We start from the raw sequence: 26,250 nt of genomic DNA on the forward strand, positions 1-26,250 counted from the left end.
TCAGCCCGCCTGGTCCAGAATACGTACGACTAATTGCGAGAAGCTCATTCCCGCCTGACGCGCCGCCATCGGCACAAGGCTATGGCTGGTCATACCCGGAGACGTATTTGCTTCCAGCAGATAAAATTGCCCGTCACCGTCAAGCATCACGTCAATGCGTCCCCAGCCACGACATCCCAGAACATTCCAGGCTTTAAGCACCAGAGACTGTAATTCGGCCTCACGTGCTGCTTCAAGACCAGCTGGGCAGAAATATTGCGTCTCATCAGAGAGATACTTCGCCTCATAATCATAGAAGACTCCGGCGGGTTGGATGCGAATTGACGGTAAAATTTCTTCGCCAAGCATCGCGACGGTAAATTCGGGTCCGCTAAGCCATTTTTCAATCAGAACTTCTTCATCATGTTGAAATGCCAGTGCTAAAGCGTCAGCCAAATCTACAGCTTTATCAACTTTAGACATTCCCACGCTCGACCCTTCACGGCTCGGCTTAACAATAACCGGTAAGCCCAGTGCCGCAATGCGTGTATTAACGCTGTCCGACAGGCCCAATTCAAATTCACGACGCGTCAGTGCAACCCATGGCGCAACGGGCAGACCCGCGCCCTGCCACAGCAGTTTGCTGCGCAGCTTATCCATGGAGATGGCCGATGCCATTACGCCGCTGCCGGTATACGGCATACCGATCAGCTCCAGCAGCCCCTGTAACGTGCCATCTTCACCGCCGCGACCGTGCAACGCGATAAAGGCTTTATCGAAGCCCATCGCTTTCAGTTGCGTAACGTCCACCTCTTTCGGATCAACCGGGTGCGCGTCTACGCCACCTTCACGCAGGCCCGCCAGCACGGCAGCGCCCGAATTCAGGGAAACTTCGCGTTCAGCGGAAGTGCCGCCAAACAGGACAGCAATCTTATCAGCCATGACGCTCGTCCTCCTGAGTTTGCGGCTTCAGTTTGATTTCAGCTAAGGTACGGGCGATTTTGCCGATATTTCCCGCGCCCTGAATCAGGATCAGATCGTTACCTGTCAGGACCGGGGCGAGCATTTCAGCTACCTGCGCCGGGTCGGGAACCAGAATAGGATCCACTTTACCGCGTCCGCGGATGGTACGACATAAAGAACGACTGTCCGCGCCCGGAATTGGCGTTTCACCCGCGGCATACACATCCAGCATCAGCAGGGTATCAACCTGCGAAAGCACGTTGGCAAAATCGTCGTACAGATCGCGAGTACGCGTGTAACGGTGCGGCTGGAAGATCATGACCAGATTCTTTTCCGGCCAACCCGCGCGTGCCGCTTTGATGGTTGCGTCCACTTCGGTCGGGTGGTGACCGTAATCGTCAACCAGCATCGCTGTGCCAGGCTTACCGTTTACTGGCTCCAGCGGGAATTCACCGAGGAAGTCGAAGCGACGGCCCGTCCCCTGGAAACTCTCCAGCGCGCGCAGGATCGCCTCATCGTCAATGCCTTCTTCTGTCGCAACAGCCACCGCCGCCGCCGCATTGAGAGCGTTGTGACGTCCCGGAGCGTTCAGGGTCACATGCAGAAGCTCTTTATCCTGACGTGCCAGTGTAAAATGCCCCTGCGCACCAACCTGCTTATAATCTTCTACGCGTACATCAGCGTCTTCACTGAAGCCGTAGGTCGTAATTTGACGCCCGACGCGCGGCAGCAGCTCGCGAATAACCGGGTCGTCCACGCACATCACCGCACGGCCATAGAACGGCAGGTTGTGCAGGAAATTGATAAAGGTCTGCTTTAAGTTCTCGAAGTCGCCCTGGTAGGTATCCATATGGTCAGCTTCGATATTGGTGACAATCGCCACCATCGGCTGGAGATGCAGGAACGACGCATCGCTCTCATCCGCTTCTGCAATCAGATAACGGCTGTGGCCCAGACGCGCGTGTACGCCAGCGGCTTTCACCAGACCACCGTTGACGAATGTCGGATCGAGACCCGCTTCCGCATAAATGCTGGAGACCATCGCTGTTGTGGTGGTTTTGCCGTGCGTACCGGCCACCGCAATGCCGTGACGGAAACGCATCAGTTCCGCCAGCATTTCCGCGCGACGGATCACCGGAATACGCGCCTCATGCGCCGCAACGATTTCCGGGTTATCCGCAGAGATCGCGCTGGACACCACAACCACGCTCGCATCGCTCACGTTTTCCGGGCGATGATTGAAATAGATAGTCGCCCCCAGCGACGCCAGCTGCTGCGTAACAGGGTTTGGCGCCAGGTCAGACCCGCTGATCTGATAACCTTCGTTAGCTAACACTTCGGCAATACCGCCCATGCCAGCACCACCGATGCCGACAAAGTGAATGTGCCGGACGCGACGCATCTCGGGCACGATAGAACGCAGTTTTGCCAGTTGTTGTGTATTCATTCTCTAAACGCCATCGACTACTTCAAAAAAATCGTGCAGCGCAACACGCGCTGCGAGAATTATGCCTGGGCTGCCAGGCTCACTTCTTTTGCCACCCGTTCCGTTGCATCCGGGATAGCGGTCGCGCGTGCGCGATGCGCCATCTCCAGTAATACATCCCGGTTCCAGCCCGCCAGGGTGGTGGCGACCGCATCGGCGGTAAATTGTGGCTGCTCAAAAATCTTCGCGGCACCCGCTTTCTCAAGCGGCAGCGCATTCCAGTACTGCTGTCTGTCTTTGTGCTGGAACGGCACGAACAGCGCCGGCAAACCGGCGGCGGCGATTTCGCTCACCGTCAGCGCGCCCGAACGACAGACCACGACATCGGCCCAGGCATAGGCTGCGGCCATATCATCAATAAATTCAGTCACTTTATGCTGCGGCTGACCTTCCTGCGCGTAGGCCTGCTCAACGGTCTGCTGAGCGCCCTTCCCGCTCTGGTGCCAGAGGGTCACGGCATCACCCAGTTTTGCCGCAACCTGCGGCATCGTCTGGTTTAAAATACGTGCGCCCTGGGAACCGCCGACGACCAGCACGCGCACCGGTCCTTCGCGCCCCGCCAGACGCGCATCTGGCAGCGGCAGCGCCAGCACGTCCACACGCACCGGGTTCCCTACAACATCCGCTTTCGGGAATGCCCCAGGGAAGGCCTGCATAACTTTGGTGGCGATTTTTGCCAGCCATTTGTTGGTCAAGCCAGCAATACCGTTCTGCTCATGCAGAACAACGGGGATGCCCAGTGACCACGCCGCCAGTCCGCCAGGACCGGAAACATAACCGCCCATGCCGAGAACGACGTCGGGCTTAAAACGCTTCATAATGGCGCGCGCCTGACGCCAGGCATTGAAAATGCGCACCGGCGCCAGCAGCAGCGCCTTGATCCCTTTGCCACGAAGGCCAGAAATACGAATAAAGTCGATCTCGATACCGTGTTTTGGTACCAGGTCGGCTTCCATACGGTCTGCGGTTCCCAGCCAGCGTACCTGCCAGCCCTGTTCCATTAAATGGTGCGCAACCGCCAGTCCCGGGAACACGTGTCCGCCGGTACCGCCTGCCATCACCATTAACCGCTTCGGTTGATTCATCGTGAACCTCGTGTAAACGCCTGGGCTTTCTCCAGACGCGTCTCATAATCTATGCGTAACAAAAACATGATGGCTGTCGACATGATCAACAGACTCGAACCACCATAACTGATCAACGGCAACGTCAGACCTTTGGTCGGCAGCATACCCGCCGCCGCCCCTACGTTTACCAGCGCCTGGAAGCTAAACCAGATACCAATTGAGCAGGCCAGGAAACCGGAGAAGCGGTGGTCGATCTCTAGCGCTTTTCGGCCAATCGACATGGCGCGGAAAGCGACGAAGAATACCATTAATAGCGCCAATACCACACCGATATAACCCAGCTCTTCACCAATAATGGAGAAGATGAAGTCGGTGTGCGCCTCCGGTAAATACTCCAGTTTTTGCACCGAGTTGCCCAGGCCTTGTCCCCAGACTTCGCCGCGGCCAAACGCCATCAGCGACTGCGTCAGCTGATAACCGCTGCCAAAGGGATCTTCCCACGGGTTCCAGAATGAGGTCACACGGCGGATACGGTATGGTTCAGCGAGGATCAGCAGCACCACCGCCGAAATCCCCATTCCAATGATGGCGATGAACTGCCAGAGCTTCGCCCCTGCCAGGAACAGCATTGCCAGCGTGGTGACAAACAGTACGACTACCGTACCGAGGTCGGGCTGTGCCAGCAGCAGGATCGCGAGCACCAGAATCACGCCCATCGGTTTTAAGAAGCCGCGCAGGTTGTTGCGCACTTCATCAACTTTACGCACCAGGTAGTTCGCCAGATAGCAGAACAGTGACAGCTTGGTGAACTCCGCTGGCTGAATACGCAGCGGCCCGAAGGCAATCCAGCGCGATGCCCCGTTAACGGAACTGCCGACAACCAGTACGATCAACAGCATGATGATTGAGGCGATGAGCATGGCGGTGCTGTGCCGCTGCCAGAACGACATCGGCAGGCGTAAGGTGATCATTGCCAGGCAGAACGCGAGAATGATGTACAGCCCGTCACGCTTGGCAAACAGAAACGGATCGTTTGCCAGACGCTGTCCGACTGGCATTGACGCCGAGGTGACCATAATAAAGCCGATCGCCGCCAGCCCCAGCGTAAGCCAGAACAGCGTGCGGTCGTACATGATCAGGCTGTCGGAATCTTTATCCCGTGAAGCCATCACCCAGCCTTTCAGCGCCGTAAACAGCCATACCAGGATACCAAATCCTGGCAGGCGCGGCATTTTCAGGCGAGGGAGAGATAAACGCATCAGCCTAACTCCTTCGCCAGGCGGGTAAAGAGATCGCCCCGCTGTTCGAAATTCTTGAATTGATCGAGGCTGGCACAGGCTGGCGAGAGCAGCACCATATCGCCGGGCTTCACGCGTGGGGCGATAAGCCGCATCGCCTGCTCCATGGTCTCGGTTTGCTCGGCAACCTCAGGACGCAATGCCGCCAGCTCACTGCCATCGCGACCAAAGCAATACAGGCGCACGTTATCGCCGTTGAGGTACTGCTTCAACGAGGAGAAGTCAGCCGATTTACCGTCGCCGCCCAGCAGCAGATGCAGCGTGCCATCAACGTGCAGACCGTTCAATGCCGCCTCGGTGCTCCCCACGTTGGTCGCTTTGGAATCGTTAATCCAGCGTACGCCGTTGTGCTCCAGCGCCAGCTGGAAGCGGTGCGCCAGGCCGGTAAAGGTGGTCAGCGCCTTCAGGCTTGAAGATCGCGGCAGGCCAACGGCATCCGCCAGCGCCAGCGCCGCCAGGGCATTGGTGTAGTTATGCTGGCCGGAAAGCATCATCTCTTTCACGTTCAGCACCTTCTCACCTTTCACCCGCAGCCAGGTTTCGCCCTGCTGACGATTAAGGTGATAGTCACCCATGTTAATACCGAAGCTGATGCAGCGATCGTCTGCGCCGCGCACCGGCATGGTGAGTGCATCATCGGCATTCACGACGCAAACTTTGGCATTTTCATAAACACGCAGCTTGGCCGCGCGGTACTGCTGCAAGCCGAACGGATATCTGTCCATATGATCTTCGGTGACGTTGAGGATCGTCGCCGCCGCCGCATGCAGACTTGAAGTGGTTTCCAGCTGGAAACTTGAAAGCTCCAGAACGTACAGCTCGCACCCTTTATCCAGCAGCATCAGTGCAGGCAGGCCAATATTACCGCCGACGCCGACATTTTTGCCCGCCGCCTTCGCCATTTCCCCCACCAGCGTGGTGACGGTGCTTTTACCGTTCGAACCGGTAATGGCAACGATTGGCGCCTGCGCTTCCCGGCAGAACAGTTCGATATCGCCAACAATCTCAACGCCAGCCTCCGCCGCGGCACTCAGCGAAGGATGCGCCAGCGCCATACCCGGGCTGGCAACAATCAGATCGGCGGCCAGCAGCCACTCATCATTCAGACCACCCAGGTGGCGTTCAACCTGCTCCGGCAGCTTGTCCAGACCCGGCGGAGAGACACGCGTGTCCATCACGCGCGGCGTCACGCCGCGCGCAAGGAAAAAGTCCACGCAGGAGAGACCAGTAAGGCCCAACCCGATGATAACGACTTTTTTGCCCTGGTAATCTGCCATGATTAACGTACCTTCAGCGTTGCCAGGCCAATCAGCACCAGCATCAGCGAAATAATCCAGAAACGCACAATGACGCGCGGCTCCGGCCAGCCTTTCAGTTCATAGTGGTGGTGAATCGGTGCCATACGGAAGATGCGCTGACCGCGCAGCTTGAAGGAACCGACCTGCAAAATCACCGACAGGGTCTCAACCACAAACACACCGCCCATGATCACCAGCAGGAACTCCTGACGCAGCAGCACGGCGATAATGCCCAGTGCACCGCCCAGCGCCAGTGAACCGACGTCGCCCATAAAGACCTGCGCCGGATAGGTGTTGAACCACAGGAAGCCCAGACCCGCCCCGACAATCGCCGTACAGACGATCACCAGTTCACCCGCGTGGCGCAGATAAGGAATGTGCAGATAATTAGCAAAGTTCATGTTACCGGTCGCCCACGCCACCAGCGCGAAGCCGCCAGCGACAAACACGGTTGGCATGATCGCCAGGCCGTCCAGACCATCGGTCAGGTTGACGGCGTTACCGGTGCCGACGATGACAAAATAGGCCAGCAAGATGTAGAACAGCCCCAGCTGCGGCATCACGTCTTTGAAGAACGGCACCACCAGCTCGGTGGCCGGGGTGTCTTTTCCTGCCAGGTAAAGCGCAAACGCCACGCCCAGCGCAATTACTGACATCCAGAAATACTTCCAGCGGGCAATCAACCCTTTGGTGTCTTTGCGCACAACTTTGCGGTAGTCATCCACAAAACCGATGATCCCGTAGCCAACCAGAACGGTCAGCACGCACCACACGTAAGGGTTGGACGGATAAGCCCACAGCAGAACGGAAACCACAATCGCAGTCAGGATCATGATCCCGCCCATGGTCGGCGTACCGCGCTTGCTGAAATGCGATTCCGGACCGTCGTTACGCACAACCTGGCCGAAAGAGAGTTTTTGCAGACGGGCAATCATGCGCGGGCCCATCCACAGCGAGATGAACAGCGCAGTCAGCAGGCTGACGATGGCGCGAAACGTCAGATAGGAAAAGACGTTAAAGCCTGAATAATATTTGACCAAATGTTCGGCCAGCCAAACTAACATGTCCCGTTCTCCTGTAATGCGTGCACAACCTCTTCCATGGCGGCACTACGTGAACCTTTAACTAAAACAGTCACAATCTGTTTTTCTGCAATCAATGCCTTCAGGCGTTCGATCAGTGCAGATTTATCGGCAAAATGTTCGCCAACTTCACTGGCATCAGAGATAGCCTTGCTCAGCGTGCCTGCGCTCAATACGCGGTCAAGCCCTGCGGCTTTCGCCGCTTCGCCAACCTGAACATGGCAGGCTTCGCTTTCATCACCCAGCTCGGCCATATCGCCAACAACCATCACGCGGTAGCCCGGCATCTCAGACAAGACCTGCACGGCCGCCGTCATGGAGCCGACGTTGGCGTTGTAGGAGTCATCCAGCAGGAGTTTGTTTTCAGCCAGCTGGATCGGGAACAGACGCCCCGGCACGGCTTTTAAATTCGCCAGACCCGTTTTGATCGCAGCGTGTGAGGCACCCACCGCCATTGAGAGCGCGGCCGCAGCAAGCGCATTGGCGATGTTATGACGACCCGGCAGGGGGAGCAGCACGTCGATGTCGCCCGTTGGGGTTGTGAGGGTGAACTCGGTGCCGTGTGACGTCACATGAATGTTGGTCGCCGAAAAATCACTGTTTGCCGCATTCGGTGAGAAGCGCCAGGTTTTGCGTGAACCAATGATGCTCTGCCAGTTCAGCCAGTCGTTGTTATCGGCATTCATAATGGCGATGCCGTCATCCGGCAGGCCGGTATAAATTTCACCTTTCGCTTTTGCCACACCGGCCAGCGAACCAAAACCTTCAAGATGTGCCGCCGCCAGGTTATTCACCAGCGCCGCTTCCGGACGCGTCAGGCTCACGGTCCAGGCGATTTCGCCCTGATGGTTGGCCCCTAACTCAATCACCGCATATTCATGCTCGTGGGTCAGGCGCAGCAGCGTCATCGGCACACCGATGTCATTATTAAGATTGCCCGCCGTATAAAGCGTGTTACCGCACTGGCTAAGGATCGCCGCCGTCATCTCTTTAACGGAGGTTTTACCCGAGGAGCCCGTCAGCGCCACGACGCGAGTCGGCACCTGCTGACGAACCCATGCCGCCAGCTCGCCAAACGCCAGGCGCGTATCTTTCACCACAATCTGCGGCAAATCGATATCGAGCTTACGACTGACCAACAGCGCGCCCGCGCCGTTTTCTTTGGCCTGTTGCGCAAAATCGTGGGCGTCAAAACGTTCGCCCTTCAGCGCCACAAACAGGCAGCCCGCCGTCACCTTACGGGTGTCGGTGGTCACAGCCTCAATGGTCAGATCCTGACCGTGCAGCATCCCCTGCAATACCGCAGCGGCCTGGCTTAACGTAATGCTAATCATGCCACCACTCCCAGCAGACGCGCTGCCGTCACGCGGTCGGAGTAATCGAGACGACGATTGCCGACAATCTGATAATCTTCATGACCTTTACCGGCCAGCAGAACCACATCGTTCTCCTGCGCCTGCATAATGGCGTTAGTCACGGCCTCCGCACGGCCTTCGACCACGCGCGCACGGCCCGCATCCAGCATGCCCGCCAGAATGTCATTGATAATGGCGCGCGGCTCTTCGGTACGCGGGTTGTCATCGGTCACCACCGGAATATCCGCGAACTGCTCAGCGATCGCGCCCATCAGCGGACGTTTGCCCTTATCGCGATCGCCGCCGCAGCCAAACACGCACCAGAGCTTACCTGCGCAATGCAGGCGCGCCGCTTCCAGCGCTTTTTCCAGCGCATCCGGCGTGTGGGCGTAATCCACGACCACCGTCGGCTTGCCCGGAGCGCTGAACACTTCCATGCGGCCACAGACCGGTTGCAGACGCTCAGCCGTTTTCAGCAGATCCGCCATCGGATAACCCAGCGCCAGCAGCGTCGCCAGCGCCAGCAGCAGGTTACTGACGTTAAAAGCCCCCATCAGGCGGCTTTCAATTTCACCTTCGCCCCAGGTGGAAGCAAAGCGGATCGTTGCCCCGCTGTCGTGGTAGTTCACCTCAACGGCCTTCAGCCAGCGGCCACGACAGTTTGGATTGATGCGATCTTCCATCGACACCGCTACCGCATCCGGCAGTTTTTCCAGCCAGCGACGACCGACTTCGTCATCGGCGTTGATGATGGCCTGCCCGTGGTGGTGAGTGGAATAAAGCAGCCATTTCGCCGCTTCGTAGTGCTCCATATCACCATGATAATCAAGGTGATCGCGGCTCAGGTTAGTAAAGACAGAGGCAGCGAATTTCAGCGCTGCCACGCGGTGTTGTACCAGCCCATGGGAGGAAACTTCCATCGCCGTGAAGGTCGCCCCCTGCTCTGCAAGGCCTGCCAGCACACGCTGCACGTCAACCGCCGAGCCAGTGGTGTTTTCCGTCGGGCTTACTTTGCCCAGAAGACCGTTCCCCACCGTGCCCATGACGGCGCCGGTTTCGCCCAGCAGCTGCGCCCACTGCGCCATCAGCTGAGTGGTGGTGGTTTTTCCGTTGGTTCCAGTCACGCCAACCAGTTTTAACTGGTCGGAAGGTTCGTTGTAAAAACGTCCTGCCAGCGCGGAGAGACGCTCATTCAGTTGGCTGAGATAGATGACCGGCACGCCGTGCATTTCACGGATCTCACCGTCTGTTGCCTCATCTTTGGCCTCAGCAATAATGGCAGCAACACCTTGCGCAATCGCCTGCGGGATATAACGACGCCCGTCCGCCTGATGACCCACCACTGCCACAAAAAGATCGCCAGAAGCCGCTACGCGGCTGTCCAGTACCATCTCTCGCAGTGCTCGCGCAGGTAGCATAGGCACCCACGGAGCAAGAAGGTCGCGCAAATTACGATCTGCCACCTGTTCCCTCGCCTTGATTAATTACAAATTCACTTTTTTCGCCCGTCGCCAGCGCATCCGGTTCAATGTTCATGGTGCGCAACACGCCGCCCATAATAGCCCCGAACACAGGCGCGGAGACGGCGCCGCCGTAGTATTTACCCGCCTGCGGATCGTTGATAACGACCACCAGCGCAAAACGCGGATTGCTTGCAGGCGCTACGCCTGCGGTATAGGCAATGTATTTGTTGATATAGCGGCCGTCCGGCCCCACTTTTTTCGCCGTACCGGTTTTAATGGCGATGCGATAGCCCTTAATCGCGGCCTTCACGCCACCACCACCGGGCAGCGCGACGCTTTCCATCATATGCACGACGGTACGAACGATAGATTCCGGGAAAACACGTTCACCGGGAACCGGTGGATCAACTTTGGTGATCGACAGCGGACGATAAATGCCATAGCTGCCAATCGTTGCGTAGACTCGCGCTAACTGTAACGGGGTTACCATTAGCCCGTAGCCGAAAGAGAAGGTGGCCCTCTCTATGTCAGACCACCGTTGTTTTTGAGGATATAAGCCACTGCGTTCTCCGACCAACCCCAAATTGGTCGCCTTTCCCAGCCCAAAACGTGAGTAAGTATCTACTAACGCTGAGGACGGCATCGCTAACGCCAGTTTTGACACACCGACGTTACTCGACTTCTGTAAAACCCCGGTCAGGGTCAGTTCGCTGTAACGTGCCACGTCTTTAATTTCGTGACCGTTAATTCGATAAGGGATCGTATTCAGAACGGTATTTTCGTTGACGATGCCTCGCTGTAGAGCCGTCATCACCACCATGGGTTTTACGGTTGAGCCGGGTTCAAACACATCAGTGATGGAGCGGTTACGCATTGCATCTTTTGCTGTACCGGCAAAATTGTTCGGGTTATATGAGGGGCTACTGGCCATCGCCAGCACTTCACCTGTCGCCACATCCACCAGCACGGCACTGCCCGATTCCGCCTTGTTAAACGCGACGGCGTTGTTCAGCTCACGATAGACCAGCGCCTGCAAGCGCTCATCAATACTCAGGGCCAGGTTGTGCGCGGCCTGGCTGTCTGTCGAGGAAATGTCTTCAATGACGCGACCATAGCGGTCTTTACGCACGATTCGCTCACCAGGCTGGCCGGTAAGCCATTTGTCGAAGCTTTTTTCTACGCCCTCAATCCCCTGGCTATCCACGTTGGTGAAGCCAATCAGGTGTGCGGTGACTTCGCCGGAAGGATAGTAACGGCGGGATTCTTCCCGCAGATGAATGCCGGGCAGCTTCAGTTTCTTAATGTAGTCAGCCATGTCAGGGTTCACCTGACGGGCAAGATAGATGAAGCGCCCTTTCGGGTTGGCGTTAACGCGTGACGCCAGCTGATCCAGCGGCATTTTCAACGCGTCTGAGAGCGCCTTCCAGCGGTTATCAAGGGTGATCCCGCCTGCGTCGTGTAGCTCTTTAGGATCGGCCCAGATCGCCTTCACCGGCACGCTCACCGCCAGCGGACGGCCGGAGCGGTCAGTGATCATCCCACGAGAGGTAGACACTTCCTGCACGCGCAGAGAACGCATATCACCCTGACGCACCAGCATGTCAGGCGCGATGATTTGTAGCCATGCCACGCGTCCAAGCAGGAAACCCAGCGCCAGTAAAATGCAGCCGCAAAGCAACGCAAAACGCCAACTGACAAAGTTGGCCTGTTCTTCCTGGCGTTTTGGTTTTAGCGTTTTTGCCGCTGCTTTCATGCGTCGCGTTTTCCCTTATTTTTGTACTACGATATTTTCCTGCGAAGGATCAACATGCTGCAATTGCAGTTTTTCCGTTGCGATCCGTTCAACCCGGCTGTGATCGCCAAGCGCGTTTTCTTCAAGGATCAGATTTCGCCATTCAATATCCAGCGCATCGCGTTCCAGTACCATCTGTTCGCGCTGCGCAGTTAATAAACGGGTATGGTGAGCGGTGGTAACCACCATGACTGCCGTCACAATGATGCAAATGAACAAGCAGAGTGGCAGCTTCCCAAACCGCAAAAGATCGTCGCCGATCACGCCAGGCAAGGCATGGCGCTCGTTGCTTCCTAACGATCCCTTAACTTTGCTTAGGGTCTCTGTCACTCTGCTGATCATGCGTTCGTCCTCTCTGCAATACGCAGCACTGAACTACGGGCACGTGGATTCTCTGCCACCTCTTCTTCGCCCGGCATCAACTTGCCTAATGCTCGCAACTGACGGCCTCCCAGCTTTCTGAGTTGTTCTTCCGTCATCGGCAGCCCTGCTGGAACCTGTGGACCGCGGCTCTGTTCACGCATAAAGCGTTTTACGATGCGATCTTCCAGCGAATGGAAGCTGATGATGGATAACCGCCCACCCGGGGCCAGCACGTCGAGCGAGCTTTTTAGCGCCAGCTCTATTTCCTCCAGTTCACTGTTTACCCAGATACGAACCGCCTGGAAGGTACGGGTCGCAGGATGTTTGTGCTTGTCCTTCACCGGCGTTGCCGCCGCGATGACTTCTGCCAGCTCTTTGGTACGGGTCATTGGCTCAACGCGGTTGCGTTCCACGATGGCGCGGGCAATACGTTTGCCAAAGCGTTCTTCGCCAAAGGTTTTGATCACCCAGGCGATATCCGCTTCGTCAGCAGTTTGTAACCATTCTGCGGCAGACTGACCGCGAGTAGGGTCCATACGCATATCCAGCGGTCCATCACGCATAAAGGAGAAGCCGCGTTCTGCATCATCAAGCTGGGGTGAAGAGACGCCAAGATCGAGAAGAATCCCGTCGATCTTGCCCGTCAGGCCGCGCTCGGCTACGTAATCCGCAAGCGCAGAGAAAGGTCCATGCACGATGGAAAAGCGAGGATCATCGATGGTTTGCGCAACGGCAATCGCCTGAGGATCGCGGTCAATTGCCAGCAGGCGTCCTTCCGCTCCAAGCTGAGAGAGGATCAAACGCGAGTGACCACCGCGACCAAAAGTGCCATCAATATAGATGCCGTCTGGACGAATATTCAGGCCGTTAACGGCCTCATCCAGCAGCACCGTTGTATGTTTATAATTTTCCATCATATTTATAGAGACAAGTCCCGCAGCCGTTCCGATAATGTTGCGGAATCAGACTGCTCAGCGTCGATATCTTCCTTGACCTGTTGATACCAGGTCGTTTCGTCCCACAGTTCAAACTTGTTGAACTGCCCGACCAGCATCACTTCTTTAGTCAGACCGGCATGTTGCCGCAACACAGGCGCAATCAATAATCGCCCGGCGCTATCCATCTGACATTCACTGGCATGTCCCAATAACAGCCGCTGTACGCGGCGTTCCTGCGGGTTCATGCTCGACAGTCGCGACAGCTTTTGCTCAATGATTTCCCATTCAGGCAAAGGGTAAAGCAGCAGGCAGGGGGAGTTGATGTCAATGGTGCAAACCAGTTGACCCGAAGCGTTCTCGATCAGCTGGTCGCGGTATCGGGTTGGTACCGATAAACGCCCTTTGCTGTCGAGATTGACTAACGTTGCTCCACGGAACATGCCAGCCTCACCCCTCCTCACCACTTTAACCCACAAATTCCCACCTGAAGGAGTTTACGGAGCGAGGGAAAAGCTTGTCAAGCCAGGACTCTCTCCGTATGGACCCGAAACCATCCTATTTACAGAGTAAGCGTGACCTGGCTAATAACTACACAACTGGCGAGGCAAAATTAACGTTATGAATATTTGTAAGAAAAAAACCGAATATGCACACGAGCGTTAAGACTCACTCAATATCATCGCAGGGAAATATAAAGTGTCAGTTTGCGACGCGGGCAGCATTTTAAGGCATATCGCCGGGGGATAACAGCACCAGATTAATCCCAAGGCAATATGGATCCGTGCGTGTGTACTGAGGCCTGGCGGGGGGGAGTAAAAATGGCTGAATATTCATCGGCTGGCGCCTGTTTGTAACAAAACAATACAAAGAAATGCCCGTTAAAATTTATAAATGCGTTTTTTAACGCCAAAAAGGATTCAGAAAAATAGCAGGCTATCAATCTTAGAGATAAATCCTAATTTTTATCCGGGAATTATTTGCCGCAATAAATGGGCTGCAAAAGGGGCAGTTTTACCGCCCCTGAGAAAATATTAATGGCGGCTCAAAATTCCGCGCCGGTAGAGATTACGTTTGATACGCGTCAGCCCGGGTTTCGGTTTGCGGGGTTCGTCCAGACTTGCCAGAACAATCTCAAGCACGCGCTCGGCGACGTCGCGGTGACGCTGAGCCACGGCCAGCACCGGACATTGCAGGAAGTCGAGCAGTTCGTTATCGCCGAAGGTCGCAATCGCCAGATCGGATGGCAGCTTACCGTCACGACGTAATGTTACGTCCATCACCCCCTGCAACAGGGCAAACGAGGTGGTAAACAACGCCTGCGGCATGGGGTGCGTTTCCAGCCATTTCTCAAACAGCTGAGCAGCCGCTTCCCGCTCATAGCTGTTGGCATACAGATAATGAACGTCACGCGGATCGTCTTTCCACGCCGTACGGAACCCTTGTTCACGCAGGAAGCTCACGGAAAGTTCAGGTAACGCGCCGAGATACAGCACCGTTTCAGCCGGGAAGGTACGCAGCTCGGCAGCCAGCATTTCTGCATCGTCCTGATCGGCACCGACGACGCTGGTGAAATGTTCGCGATCAAGCGCACGATCGAGTGCCACAATCGGGAACGGATCGTTCGCCCAGCGCTGATAGAAAGGATGCTCTGGTGGTAAAGAAGTCGACACAATGATGGCGTCAACCTGACGTTGCAGCAGATGCTCAATGCAGCGCATCTCGTTGTCGGGCTGATCTTCGGAGCAGGCAATCAGCAGCTGATAGCCACGCTGACGCGCCTGACGTTCCAGATAGTTGGCGATACGGGTATAGCTGGTGTTTTCCAGGTCCGGGATCACCAGACCAATCGAGCGGGTGCGCCCGGCACGTAAACCTGCGGCGACAGCATTCGGATGGTAATTATGCTCACGAACGACTGCCATTACTTTCTCAACGGTCTTATCGCTGACACGGTACTGCTTTGCTTTACCGTTAATCACATAGCTGGCCGTGGTTCTCGACACGCCGGCGAGCCGGGCGATTTCATCCAGTTTCACAATTGCCCCTCAAAAAAGAAAAAGTCCATGGCCCTGTCAAGGTTATGGTTAAATATTTTAACATCTAAACGCAGAATAGCTTTCACGGCAACCGCTTTTGTCCGCGTTGTCGGCGGATTACGCAAAAAAAAGCCCGGCTTTGGCTACCGGGCTGAAAGAGGCGAACCTTTTGCGCTACTCACGCATGATTTTATCGCCGCGCGAGAGGCCAACCACGCCAGAGCGCGCAACTTCAACAATTTTTGCCACATCCCTGACAGAGGCCAGGAACGCATCCAGCTTATCGCTCGTTCCGGCAAGCTGAACAGTATATATAGAAGGCGTGACGTCGATGATCTGCCCACGGAAAATATCCGTGTTGCGCTTGACCTCTTCACGGCCATAACCGCTGGCCTGAATTTTCACCAGCATCACTTCACGTTCGACGTAAGCCCCCTGCCCCAGCTCGCTGACGCGCAACACGTCCACCAGCTTATGCAATTGCTTTTCGATCTGCTCAAGCACCTTCGCATCGCCGACAGTCTGGATCGTCATGCGGGAGAGCGTGGGATCATCGGTCGGCGCCACGGTCAGGCTTTCAATGTTGTAGCCGCGCTGCGCAAAAAGCCCAATGACGCGCGACAGTGCGCCCGACTCATTTTCCAGTAATACAGATAATATCCGGCGCATATCAGGTTCTCTCCGTTTTGCTTAACCACATTTCATCCATACCGCCACCACGAATATGCATCGGATAAACGTGTTCTGTACCGTCAACGATGACATCCATGAAGACGAGGCGATTGTTTTTAACGTGTTCAAGCGCTTCGCCGAGCTTCGCTTCCAGCTCAGACGGATCGGTTACCCGCATGCCAATATGGCCATAGGCTTCAGCCAGACGGACAAAGTCCGGAAGTGACTTCATATAAGACTGGGAGTGACGGCCAGAATAAATCATATCCTGCCACTGTTTCACCATGCCGAGGTAACCGTTATTCAGGTTAAGCACCAGCACTGGCAGCTCATATTGCAGTGCGGTAGAAAGTTCCTGAATATTCATCTGGATACTGCCATCACCCGTCACGCAGATAACCGTTTCGTCTGGCAACGCCAGCTTCACCCCCAGCGCGGCGGGCAGACCAAAGCCCATCGTGCCCAGCCCGCCTGAGTTGATCCAGCGACGCGGTTTATCAAACGGGTAATACAGGGCTGCGAACATCTGATGCTGGCCCACGTCAGACGTGACATACGCATCGCCCTTCGTCAGACGCCAGATCGTCTCGATCACCGCCTGCGGCTTGATGTTCTCACTTTGCGTGTCGTATTTAAGGCACTGACGACCACGCCATTGCTCGATTTGCTGCCACCAGTCGCGGATCTCGTCCAGCGGTTGAGATGCGGTCTCCTGCGCCAGCAGATCCAGCATTTGATCCAGCACCTGTCGGGCATCCCCCACGATCGGCACATCCGCCGGCACCGTTTTAGAGATAGAGGTAGGATCGATATCAATGTGCAGCACCGTCGCATTCGGACAGTATTTCGCCAGGTTGTTGGTGGTGCGATCGTCAAAACGCACGCCGACGGCAAAAATCACATCTGAATTGTGCATCGTCATATTGGCTTCATAGGTGCCGTGCATACCCAGCATGCCCAGCGCCTGACGGTGAGTGGCCGGAAATGCCCCCAGCCCCATCAGCGATGACGCGACAGGAAGATTAAGCTTCTCAATCAGTTCGCGTAGTTGCGTTTCACAGGCTGCATTGACGGCGCCGCCCCCCACGTAGACTACGGGTTTTTTCGCAGCCAGCAGCGTTTGCAGCGCACGCTTAATCTGGCCTTTATGCCCTTGCGTTGTCGGATTATACGAACGCATGCTCACCGACTCAGGCCACAGGTAAGGCAGTTTATTTGCCGGATTGAGAATATCTTTTGGCAGATCGACAACCACTGGCCCGGGACGACCGCTGGCGGCCAGCCAGAAGGCTTTTTTCAGCACGCCCGGGATATCTTCCGTTTGCTTAACCAGAAAGCTGTGCTTCACCACGGGGCGTGAGATCCCCACCATGTCGCACTCCTGAAACGCATCATAGCCAATCAGTGACGTCGCCACCTGACCGGAGAGAATGACCAGTGGAATGGAGTCCATATACGCAGTCGCAATGCCGGTAATGGCATTGGTCGCCCCCGGACCGGAAGTGACCAGCACAACCCCCACTTCGCCGGTGGCGCGGGCCAGGCCGTCAGCCATATGCACAGCCGCCTGTTCATGACGAACCAGAACGTGATCGATTCCGCCTACCGTGTGCAGCGCATCATAAATATCGAGAACCGCCCCTCCGGGATAGCCGAACACTTGTTTCACGCCCTGATCGATAAGCGATCGGACGACCATTTCCGCGCCAGACAACATCTCCATGCTTTGCCTCCAGGCTTTTGTTATAGACGGTCTACGGAATTCATTTCCGCGCCGTCTTCTGACAGGGTAAACCCGTCTTATAATGTGCAGAGTGATTGATACCTTAACCGCTCGTTATGAGGCAGGCAATTAGCAAACGGAATGCGGGAAAGGGCAATAAAAGCAGAAAAAACAGCTGTCAGGCACGAATGTGGTGAATTCGTCTGGTATGAGTGGAGAGACTAATAATTCGTCTCTTAAAAAGAGGATGAATCAGGAAATCATCTATTTTTAAGCATCCGCGAGTCACAAAAAAAAATCGTGCAGTACAAAATAGTGTTTGTATAAAAAATCACAGAATAAACCGCATGCCGCCATGCGGTTTATTCCCCCTGACTTATCGACGACAAATATTGATCAGCAGCTCTTCCATCCACTGATGCCCTTTATCCCGACCCGCGGCTTCATGCCAGGAGAGATAACAGGTACGGCTATTAAGCTTGAGCGGCAGAGGTAAAATTTGCAGGCTCAGCGATTCAGAGAACTCTTCAGCAAGCCAACGTGGTGCAATAGCGACTAACTGCGTCTGAGAAACGACATTTAATACGCTGACCATGGCCATGCCCTGATAGGCCACGCTGGCTTGTTTATCGGCTGTGTCATACCACGGCTGACTGAAGGAGGCATATCTGTCGAGAGCAACAACGGCGTGCTGCTCGCTATAAACATCGCTTTCACGCAGCGGTGAATTCATGCGTGGATGTTTTTTGCTGGCGACTAATACCATTTCATCTTTGAATAATGGAACACAGGCAAACTCTGGACGGCGAAACTCTTCGTAGCCCAGAACGAACTCCGTTTCCTGATAACGAAGCTGGTGCTCAGTGTTTTGATTCAGTGATGATTTAAAAACAAGATGAATATTAGGGGCGATCTGTTCAACTTTATTATATATAACAGACGTCAAATAATTATCTAACGGACTGCAAACGCAGAGATGGAAAACCCGCTCACTGCTTAAAGGTTCAAAACCCGAGCCGGGAAGCTCATTTTGAACCAGCTGTAGCGCCTGACGAATTGAACCGAATAGCTGGAATGCACGCGCCGTGGGCTGAATACCTCTGCCATAACGGACGAATAACTCGTCGTTAAACATCACCTTAAGTCTGGCTACGGCATTACTCACGGCAGGTTGAGACATTCCCAGAGATTGTGCTGCTCGCGTGATATTCTGCTCCTGCATAACTGCATCAAATACAGTTAACAGGTTGAGATCCACTGTGCGTAACTGAGGCTTAACGCCATCATAAGCCTGTGGTTGATTAATATTATTTTCTGGCATTTCTGACTCCACTGTCACGCTAAATTCCCTTTGCCAAAGTACAGTAATAACTTCGAAAAATATGATTTACCATGCATATACAACAAGCGAAAGGAAATTATTTAAAATTCGGAATATATAAAGAACCTTCATTCAAAAGATGGCATTTGGCATCCCGTAAATGAAAAGCTAAAAAACGTTCAAATGATATCTGTAACTTTAATGCAGGCATGAAACCATAAACCGGGCAAATATACAATCACCGCCCTCGTTAATAATGACTTAAGTATTATTAAACTATGAAGGGCGGACACCGTGAATTCATTAACAAAATGATATCAATATTGATAACTTTCCCACCCGCAATCCATTCACAGGACTTATAACTCAATGAAATAAAACGTATTCCATTTCACAGCATAACGGTAAAAATACTGTGTTCAATTGCTACCAATTATATTCAAATTATTCCAGAGATGAATCATCAGTCCAATAATAGACAATTAAATCGGTTAGCTACATCAAAACCAGCACAATTAGCTAATGTGTTTATCCTGTGTTGCGTGGCCGTTTTGCCTGAGAGGGGTTGACATGCGTCGGCGTATCCAGTACCACTAAAAGCATATCGCATTCACCTGGAGCACAATTCATGATTCGCACCCTTCGTTTCACCGGTCTACTACTACTAAACGCATCCACTGTGCGCGGTAGACTGGCGGGCGAAATTCAGCGTTGAATCGTCTTCAGTAAAACGAGAAACCCGCGCCACTGCGCGGGTTTTTTTATGCTCGTAGCAAGGCGCCCTAAGACAGACAAGGACCTAACCCATGAGCCAGCAAGTCGTTATTTTCGATACTACTTTACGTGACGGTGAACAGGCATTACAGGCGAGCCTGAGTGTTAAAGAAAAACTGCAAATTGCGCTGGCCCTCGAACGTATGGGTGTAGACGTAATGGAAGTCGGCTTCCCTGTCTCCTCGCCGGGTGATTTCGAGTCAGTACAGACCATCGCCCGCACCATTAAAAACAGCCGCGTGTGCGGTCTGGCTCGCTGCGTTGAGAAAGATATCGATGTGGCTGCGGAATCCCTGAAAGTTGCAGAAGCCTTCCGTATCCATACTTTTATTGCCACCTCCCCTATGCACATTGCGACCAAGTTGCGCAGCACGCTGGATGAAGTAATCGAACGTGCGGTGTATATGGTCAAACGCGCGCGTAACTACACCGATGACGTCGAATTCTCCTGTGAAGATGCGGGACGCACGCCGATTGAAGATTTGGCCCGTGTGGTAGAAGCCGCCATCAATGCCGGTGCCAGAACCATCAACATCCCGGACACCGTCGGCTACACCATGCCGTTTGAGTTCTCCAACATCATTACCGGCCTGTACGATCGCGTGCCAAATATTGATAAAGCCATTATCTCCGTTCACACCCATGATGATTTGGGTCTGGCCGTAGGCAACGCCATCGCCGCCGTCCACGCCGGTGCACGCCAGGTAGAAGGCGCGATGAACGGCATCGGCGAACGTGCCGGTAACTGCTCACTGGAAGAAGTGATCATGGCGATCAAGGTGCGCAAAGACATCATGAACGTGCACACCCGCATTAATCATCACGAAATCTGGCGCACCAGCCAGACCGTCAGCCAGATTTGCAACATGCCAATTCCGGCGAATAAAGCGATTGTTGGCACTGGCGCGTTCGCTCACTCCTCCGGTATCCACCAGGATGGCGTGCTGAAGAACCGTGAAAACTACGAAATCATGACGCCGGAGTCCATCGGTCTGAACCAGGTTCAGCTGAACCTGACCTCACGCTCTGGCCGCGCGGCGGTGAAACACCGTATGGAAGAGATGGGTTATCAGGACAGCGACTACAACATGGATCAGCTGTACGACGCGTTCCTGAAGCTGGCTGACAAGAAAGGCCAGGTATTCGATTACGACCTGGAAGCGCTGGCATTCATCAACAAACAGCAGGAAGAGCCAGAGCACTTCCGTCTGGACTACTTCACCGTTCAGTCAGGCTCAGGCGATATCGCTACCGCTTCCGTCAAGCTGGCCTGCGGGGATGAAATCAAAGCGGAAGCCGCCAACGGTAACGGCCCTGTGGATGCTATTTACCAGGCGATTAACCGCGTCACGGAGTACGACGTAGAGCTGGTGAAATACGACCTGACGGCGAAAGGGCACGGTAAAGACGCCCTGGGCCAGGTGGATATTGTCGTCAATTACAACGGTCGCCGCTTCCACGGCGTGGGTCTGGCGACAGATATCGTCGAATCCTCCGCGAAAGCGATGGTGCATGTCCTGAACAACATCTGGCGCGCCGCCGAAGTCGAAAAAGAGTTGCAACGCAAAGCTCAGAATAAAGAGAACAACAAGGAAACCGTGTGATGTCGAAGAATTACCATATTGCTGTGTTGCCGGGTGACGGTATTGGCCCGGAAGTGATGGCACAGGCGCTGAAAGTACTGGAAGCCGTTCGTTCGCGTTTTGCGATGAAAATTACCACCAGCCACTACGACGTGGGCGGTATTGCGATTGATAACCACGGTACACCGCTGCCGAAAGGGACTGTGGAAGGCTGCGAGAATGCCGACGCTGTACTGTTCGGCTCCGTGGGGGGGCCTAAGTGGGAACACCTGCCGCCAGCCGGGCAGCCAGAGCGCGGCGCGCTGCTGCCGCTGCGTAAACATTTCAAACTGTTCAGCAACCTGCGTCCGGCGAAACTGTACCCGGGGCTGGAAGAGTTTTGTCCGCTGCGCGCGGACATCGCGGCCAACGGTTTCGACATCCTGTGCGTGCGTGAGCTGACTGGCGGCATTTACTTCGGCCAGCCAAAAGGTCGCGAAGGCAGCGGTCAGCATGAGAAAGCGTTTGATACCGAGGTCTATCACCGTTTCGAAATTGAACGTATCGCCCATATCGCGTTTGAGTCAGCGCGCAAGCGCCGCCGTAAAGTGACCTCCATCGATAAGGCGAACGTCCTCCAGTCGTCTATTTTGTGGCGCGAAATTGTCAGTGAAATCGCTAAGCAGTACCCGGACGTTGAGCTGTCGCACATGTACATCGACAACGCGACGATGCAGTTGATCAAAGATCCGTCCCAGTTTGACGTGCTGCTGTGCTCCAACCTGTTCGGCGATATTCTGTCTGATGAGTGCGCGATGATCACCGGTTCCATGGGGATGCTGCCCTCCGCCAGCTTGAACGAAGAAGGCTTTGGTCTGTACGAGCCTGCGGGCGGCTCCGCGCCGGATATCGCAGGTAAAAACATCGCTAACCCGATTGCGCAGATCCTCTCTCTGGCCCTGCTGCTGCGCTACAGCCTGGATGCAGGCGATGCAGCAACCGCAATTGAAAACGCCATTAACCGGGCGTTAGAAGAAGGCGTCCGTACCGGTGATTTAACACGCGGCACGGCGGCAGTCAGTACCGATGAAATGGGCGACATTATTGCCCGCTATGTCGCTGAAGGGGTGTAATCATGGCTAAGACGTTATATGAGAAATTGTTTGATGCGCACGTTGTTTACGAGGCGCCAGACGAAACCCCGCTGCTGTACATTGACCGCCATCTGGTGCACGAAGTGACCTCCCCTCAGGCATTCGACGGACTGCGTGCGCACAAGCGCCCGGTGCGTCAACCGGGGAAAACCTTTGCCACGATGGATCACAACGTCTCCACCCAGACTAAAGACATTAATGCCTCTGGCGAGATGGCGCGTATCCAGATGCAGGAGCTGATCAAGAACTGCAACGAATTTGGCGTGGAGCTGTACGATCTGAACCACCCGTATCAGGGTATCGTCCACGTGATGGGGCCTGAGCAGGGTATCACTCTGCCTGGCATGACCATCGTCTGCGGTGACTCCCACACCGCGACACACGGCGCATTCGGCGCCCTGGCGTTCGGGATTGGGACCTCTGAAGTTGAGCACGTTCTGGCGACACAGACCCTGAAACAGGGCCGCGCCAAAACCATGAAGATTGAAGTGAAGGGTAAAGCCGCACCGGGCATCACCGCGAAAGATATCGTGCTGGCGATTATCGGCAAAACCGGGAGCGCGGGCGGCACCGGTCACGTGGTGGAATTCTGCGGCGACGCCATCCAGGCGCTGAGCATGGAAGGTCGCATGACCCTGTGTAACATGGCCATTGAGATGGGCGCCAAAGCAGGCCTGGTCGCGCCGGACGAAACCACCTTTAACTATGTGAAAGGCCGTCTGCATGCGCCGAAGGGTCAGGATTTTGACGACGCGGTCGCGTACTGGAAAACCCTGAAAACGGACGAGGGGGCAATTTTTGATACCGTTGTGACGTTACAGGCGGAAGAGATTGCGCCGCAGGTCACCTGGGGCACCAACCCGGGCCAGGTGATTTCCGTCAACGACAGCATTCCTGACCCGGCCTCCTTTGCCGATCCGGTCGAACGCGCCAGTGCGGAAAAAGCGCTGGCTTACATGGGGCTGAAACCCGGCGTACCGCTGACCGACGTGAGCATTGATAAAGTGTTCATCGGCTCCTGCACCAACTCCCGTATCGAAGATCTGCGTGCAGCGGCAGAGATTGCCAAAGGCCGCAAAGTGGCGCCGGGCGTGCAGGCGCTGGTAGTGCCAGGCTCCGGGCCGGTGAAAGCCCAGGCGGAAGCGGAAGGTCTGGATAAGATCTTTATTGAAGCAGGCTTCGAGTGGCGTTTGCCTGGTTGCTCCATGTGCCTGGCGATGAACAACGACCGCCTGAATCCGGGCGAGCGTTGTGCCTCCACCAGCAACCGTAACTTTGAGGGTCGTCAGGGTCGCGGTGGGCGCACCCACCTGGTCAGCCCGGCAATGGCCGCCGCTGCGGCAGTGACCGGTCATTTCGCCGATATTCGCAGCCTGAAATAAGGAGACAATCATGGCAGAGAAATTTACCCAACACACGGGCCGGGTTGTCCCGCTGGACGCCGCTAACGTCGATACCGATGCGATCATTCCAAAGCAGTTTTTGCAGAAAGTGACGCGCACGGGTTTTGGTGCACATCTGTTCAACGACTGGCGTTTTCTCGATGATAAAGGCGAAGTTCCTGATCCGGAGTTTGTCCTGAACTTCCCGGAATACAAAGGAGCATCCATTCTGCTGGCACGGGAAAACTTCGGCTGCGGCTCGTCACGTGAACATGCGCCATGGGCATTGACCGACTACGGCTTTAAGGTGGTTATCGCCCCGAGCTTCGCGGATATCTTCTACGGCAACAGCTTCAACAACCAGCTGCTGCCGGTGACGCTGAGTGACGAGCAGGTCGATGAACTGTTTGCGCTGGTACAGGCGAATCCGGGGATTTCGTTTGAGGTGGATCTGGAAGCCGAAGTGGTGAAAGCCGGGGATAAGACCTACAGCTTCAGCATTGATGCTTTCCGCCGCCACTGCATGCTGAACGGTCTGGACAGCATTGGCCTGACGCTCCAGCACGAGGACGCCATCTCCGCCTACGAGAAAAAACAGCCTGCGTTTATGGGCTAAAGGCAATGGCCCGCAGGGTGCGGGCCATTGATAAGGGTGCGTTGAGGCTCAACCACTCTGGAGAGGCGGGGAAAGTTTCCCCGCCAATACCGCTAACGTTTTGCTTCGTAAGCCAACACTGCCGCCAGCTCTGTTTTCTCCTGTCTGAAGTGCAGCTCGCACAGCGAGTCGCGTACCATCCAGGTGAAGATCAACAGCGTCGTACAGATCAGAAACAAACCTAACAGCAGAGTACGTTTTGGCATTCCAGCCTCCTTATTGCTTTTCGGCAATGAAGAGACTAACCTCGCAATGTTGGTTGTGAAGTTGGTCTCCCCATCAGTTTTTTGATGTGGGACTCTCCACTGTTTGCCTCTTGCGAAAGCCTGAGGCAAACAGCCTCAAGCACCCGCCACGCACTCTATGCGCCTTCTCTGCGCCTGTCAGAAAGTCGTTTCATTTCGTGAAGCCGCCTTCCAGAATCAAACGTCTTTAACCCGGCAGGTCAACATCAGCGTGACCACCGAAATCGCTGCAATCACCCAGTAAACCGAGGCATGGCCATAGCTTTGCGACAGCGCGCCCTGAATCACCCCTGCCAGAATCACCCCGGTAGAAATACTGTTGGTAAAGAGCGTGGTCGCGGAGCCTGCGCGCCCCGGCATTAAATCCTGGAACCAGAGCATGCCGATCCCGGCAACGATGCCAATAAACACCGCGTTAAACAGCTGCAACGCCAGCAAGGCTTCACGCGAATGGAAAAGGATCAGCCCCGCGTAGAACAGTACCCCAGCCGCCACGGCGACGATCATCATCCGACGCTTTCCGAGACGTTTGACGTAGTAACCCGCCAGAATCATCGCCGGGATCTCCAGCCCGGCAGCGGTGCCCATCAGAATACCCGCGAGCTTGTCCGGCAGTCCCAGATCGCTGCTGATCCACAGCGGCATATCAATGATGTACATGGTGTTGCAGGTCCACATCAGCGTGGAGGCGATAAACAACAGGCGAACGTTTTTATCCTGCCAGCCGCTCACCTGGGTGATGGGTTTGTCCATCGTCTGCTCTACGCGCGCCACTGATGGCAGCGCAAAGGCTATCAGCGCCAGGCTGATGGCAAAAATCCCCGCAGCGATGGTGAACATGGCGGTGAAACCGTAATTCAGCGCCAGCATGAACGCCAGCGGAGGGCCGATGACCCACGCGAGAGAGAGCTGCGCGCGCATCACCGAGCTGAACATCACCACTTCCCGCGCCGAGTTGTCGGCGTACTCCCGGGCCAGGGCGAAGAGCTGCGGCATGGCGGTATTCGCGAGCGAGGCCAGCAGTACGCCGCAGGTGATAAGGGTCAGGTAATGGCGGTTGAAGGCAAACAGCAGAGCGTTGCCCACGGCCATGGCGCAACAAAAGAGGATCAGCTTACGGCGATCGCCCTGGCTGTCGGATCGTTTCGCCAGCCCCAGGCTGACGAGGATCCCGGCAATGGCGTTGACGGTATAGAACAGGCCCACCCAAAACGGCTGCGCCCCCACCTCGCGGCTGAGAAACAGGCTTAGCGTCGGCGCCTGTAGCGCACCGGCCACGCCCATCATGAAGGCCACCAGCATAAAAGCGGCGTACACGCCGTTCAGGCGTCGCCCCATCGTCATCAACCAGAGCATGCGCAAGTCCTTATGAAAGCGAATCGAATTGGGTGAAATAGTAAACGAAAAAAGCCAGCAAAAACATTTTGCTGGCGGGTGATTAGCACCAATACTCAGTCACACATGATCGAGGCGAGTTAGCGAGAAGAGGTCGGTTTCGTAACGTCCCACTGCATCAGTTCTTCTAACGTTTTCAGCCGCTGCTCTGCGCACTGGCGGGCCAGCCAGGACGATCCTTTTGTCGCTGAAAAGTACTGCTGATAAAACTGACGTGCGGTAGACCTCTTCATAATTTACCTCCTCG

General features: G+C 55.2%; 24 protein-coding genes. 5 read left to right on the plus strand and 19 right to left on the minus strand.

The window, feature by feature from the left end:
* From BH712_RS10585 to leuO, 16 genes are all read right to left on the minus strand, one after another.
* The gene (locus BH712_RS10585; protein ID WP_006810112.1) at positions 1-921 is read right to left on the minus strand and encodes a D-alanine--D-alanine ligase; all 921 of its coding nucleotides are present in this window, start codon (positions 919-921) and stop codon (positions 1-3) included.
* The gene (gene murC, locus BH712_RS10590; RefSeq protein ID WP_006810113.1) at positions 914-2,389 is read right to left on the minus strand and encodes a UDP-N-acetylmuramate--L-alanine ligase; all 1,476 of its coding nucleotides are present in this window, start codon (positions 2,387-2,389) and stop codon (positions 914-916) included. The genes BH712_RS10585 and murC overlap by 8 nt, the downstream gene beginning before the upstream one ends.
* 59 nt (positions 2,390-2,448) lie before the next feature.
* Positions 2,449-3,513 carry an undecaprenyldiphospho-muramoylpentapeptide beta-N-acetylglucosaminyltransferase gene (murG, locus tag BH712_RS10595; protein ID WP_006810114.1) on the minus strand — a complete coding sequence of 355 codons (1,065 nt, stop codon included), beginning with the start codon at positions 3,511-3,513 and terminating at the stop codon, positions 2,449-2,451.
* Positions 3,510-4,754 carry a cell division protein FtsW gene (gene ftsW, locus BH712_RS10600; RefSeq protein ID WP_006810115.1) on the minus strand — a complete coding sequence of 415 codons (1,245 nt, stop codon included), beginning with the start codon at positions 4,752-4,754 and terminating at the stop codon, positions 3,510-3,512. Before ftsW ends, murG begins: the two co-directional genes overlap by 4 nt.
* Positions 4,754-6,070, minus strand: a complete 1,317-nt coding sequence (murD, locus tag BH712_RS10605; RefSeq protein ID WP_006810116.1) for a UDP-N-acetylmuramoyl-L-alanine--D-glutamate ligase — start codon at positions 6,068-6,070, stop codon at positions 4,754-4,756. The genes ftsW and murD overlap by 1 nt, the downstream gene beginning before the upstream one ends.
* A 2-nt stretch (positions 6,071-6,072) precedes the next feature.
* Positions 6,073-7,155: a phospho-N-acetylmuramoyl-pentapeptide-transferase gene (mraY, locus tag BH712_RS10610; RefSeq protein ID WP_003856353.1), complete on the minus strand. Its 1,083-nt coding sequence runs from the start codon at positions 7,153-7,155 to the stop codon at positions 6,073-6,075.
* Positions 7,149-8,507, minus strand: coding sequence for a UDP-N-acetylmuramoyl-tripeptide--D-alanyl-D-alanine ligase (murF, locus tag BH712_RS10615; RefSeq protein WP_006810117.1), 1,359 nt, complete (start codon positions 8,505-8,507; stop codon positions 7,149-7,151). Before murF ends, mraY begins: the two co-directional genes overlap by 7 nt.
* Positions 8,504-9,991, minus strand: coding sequence for a UDP-N-acetylmuramoyl-L-alanyl-D-glutamate--2,6-diaminopimelate ligase (murE, locus tag BH712_RS10620; protein WP_032673652.1), 1,488 nt, complete (start codon positions 9,989-9,991; stop codon positions 8,504-8,506). Before murE ends, murF begins: the two co-directional genes overlap by 4 nt.
* Complete coding sequence (ftsI, locus tag BH712_RS10625; protein ID WP_003856361.1) at positions 9,978-11,744, minus strand: peptidoglycan glycosyltransferase FtsI; 1,767 nt, start codon at positions 11,742-11,744, stop codon at positions 9,978-9,980. The genes murE and ftsI overlap by 14 nt, the downstream gene beginning before the upstream one ends.
* A 15-nt stretch (positions 11,745-11,759) precedes the next feature.
* Positions 11,760-12,125: a cell division protein FtsL gene (gene ftsL / locus BH712_RS10630; protein ID WP_003856363.1), complete on the minus strand. Its 366-nt coding sequence runs from the start codon at positions 12,123-12,125 to the stop codon at positions 11,760-11,762.
* Positions 12,122-13,063 carry a 16S rRNA (cytosine(1402)-N(4))-methyltransferase RsmH gene (rsmH, locus tag BH712_RS10635; RefSeq protein WP_003856366.1) on the minus strand — a complete coding sequence of 314 codons (942 nt, stop codon included), beginning with the start codon at positions 13,061-13,063 and terminating at the stop codon, positions 12,122-12,124. The genes ftsL and rsmH overlap by 4 nt, the downstream gene beginning before the upstream one ends.
* Positions 13,064-13,065: 2 nt before the next feature.
* Entirely contained in the window at positions 13,066-13,524 is a 459-nt protein-coding gene (gene mraZ, locus BH712_RS10640) for a division/cell wall cluster transcriptional repressor MraZ (RefSeq protein ID WP_006810119.1), read from the minus strand.
* 591 nt (positions 13,525-14,115) lie between these two features.
* Positions 14,116-15,120 carry a catabolite repressor/activator gene (cra, locus tag BH712_RS10645; RefSeq protein ID WP_003856369.1) on the minus strand — a complete coding sequence of 335 codons (1,005 nt, stop codon included), beginning with the start codon at positions 15,118-15,120 and terminating at the stop codon, positions 14,116-14,118.
* Between the two features lie 174 nt (positions 15,121-15,294).
* Positions 15,295-15,789 (minus strand): acetolactate synthase small subunit, encoded by a 495-nt coding sequence (ilvN, locus tag BH712_RS10650; protein ID WP_001252742.1) that lies wholly within the window; start codon positions 15,787-15,789, stop codon positions 15,295-15,297.
* Between the two features lies 1 nt (position 15,790).
* Positions 15,791-17,515 (minus strand): acetolactate synthase 3 large subunit, encoded by a 1,725-nt coding sequence (gene ilvI, locus BH712_RS10655; protein ID WP_006810121.1) that lies wholly within the window; start codon positions 17,513-17,515, stop codon positions 15,791-15,793.
* Between the two features lie 376 nt (positions 17,516-17,891).
* A complete protein-coding gene (gene leuO / locus BH712_RS10660; protein ID WP_006810122.1) occupies positions 17,892-18,836 on the minus strand; it encodes a transcriptional regulator LeuO in 945 nt (314 codons plus the stop codon).
* A gap of 628 nt (positions 18,837-19,464) precedes the next feature.
* On the opposite strand from leuO, the gene leuL reads away from it, so the two are divergent.
* The 5 genes from leuL (at position 19,465) to leuD (ending at position 24,324) form a co-directional block, all read left to right on the plus strand.
* The gene (gene leuL, locus BH712_RS25375) at positions 19,465-19,551 is read left to right on the plus strand and encodes a leu operon leader peptide (RefSeq protein ID WP_057979999.1); all 87 of its coding nucleotides are present in this window, start codon (positions 19,465-19,467) and stop codon (positions 19,549-19,551) included.
* Between the two features lie 91 nt (positions 19,552-19,642).
* A complete protein-coding gene (leuA, locus tag BH712_RS10665; protein WP_000082916.1) occupies positions 19,643-21,214 on the plus strand; it encodes a 2-isopropylmalate synthase in 1,572 nt (523 codons plus the stop codon).
* Positions 21,214-22,305: a 3-isopropylmalate dehydrogenase gene (gene leuB, locus BH712_RS10670; protein ID WP_006810123.1), complete on the plus strand. Its 1,092-nt coding sequence runs from the start codon at positions 21,214-21,216 to the stop codon at positions 22,303-22,305. The genes leuA and leuB overlap by 1 nt, the downstream gene beginning before the upstream one ends.
* 2 nt (positions 22,306-22,307) lie before the next feature.
* A complete protein-coding gene (gene leuC, locus BH712_RS10675) occupies positions 22,308-23,708 on the plus strand; it encodes a 3-isopropylmalate dehydratase large subunit (protein ID WP_006810124.1) in 1,401 nt (466 codons plus the stop codon).
* A 10-nt stretch (positions 23,709-23,718) separates the two neighbouring features.
* The gene (gene leuD / locus BH712_RS10680) at positions 23,719-24,324 is read left to right on the plus strand and encodes a 3-isopropylmalate dehydratase small subunit (RefSeq protein WP_006810125.1); all 606 of its coding nucleotides are present in this window, start codon (positions 23,719-23,721) and stop codon (positions 24,322-24,324) included.
* Between the two features lie 92 nt (positions 24,325-24,416).
* On the opposite strand, the gene BH712_RS10685 is transcribed toward leuD, so the two are convergent.
* The 3 genes from BH712_RS10685 to sgrT form a co-directional block, all read right to left on the minus strand.
* Positions 24,417-24,569 carry a Hok/Gef family protein gene (locus tag BH712_RS10685; protein WP_010427008.1) on the minus strand — a complete coding sequence of 51 codons (153 nt, stop codon included), beginning with the start codon at positions 24,567-24,569 and terminating at the stop codon, positions 24,417-24,419.
* 216 nt (positions 24,570-24,785) lie between these two features.
* Complete coding sequence (locus BH712_RS10690; RefSeq protein WP_006810127.1) at positions 24,786-25,964, minus strand: sugar efflux transporter; 1,179 nt, start codon at positions 25,962-25,964, stop codon at positions 24,786-24,788.
* Between the two features lie 119 nt (positions 25,965-26,083).
* Positions 26,084-26,236 carry a glucose uptake inhibitor SgrT gene (gene sgrT / locus BH712_RS10695; RefSeq protein WP_000831173.1) on the minus strand — a complete coding sequence of 51 codons (153 nt, stop codon included), beginning with the start codon at positions 26,234-26,236 and terminating at the stop codon, positions 26,084-26,086.
* Positions 26,237-26,250: the final 14 nt, after the last annotated feature.

The sequence above is a fragment of the Enterobacter hormaechei ATCC 49162 genome (genome assembly GCF_001875655.1).
GTDB classification, from domain to species: Bacteria; Pseudomonadota; Gammaproteobacteria; order Enterobacterales; family Enterobacteriaceae; genus Enterobacter; species Enterobacter hormaechei.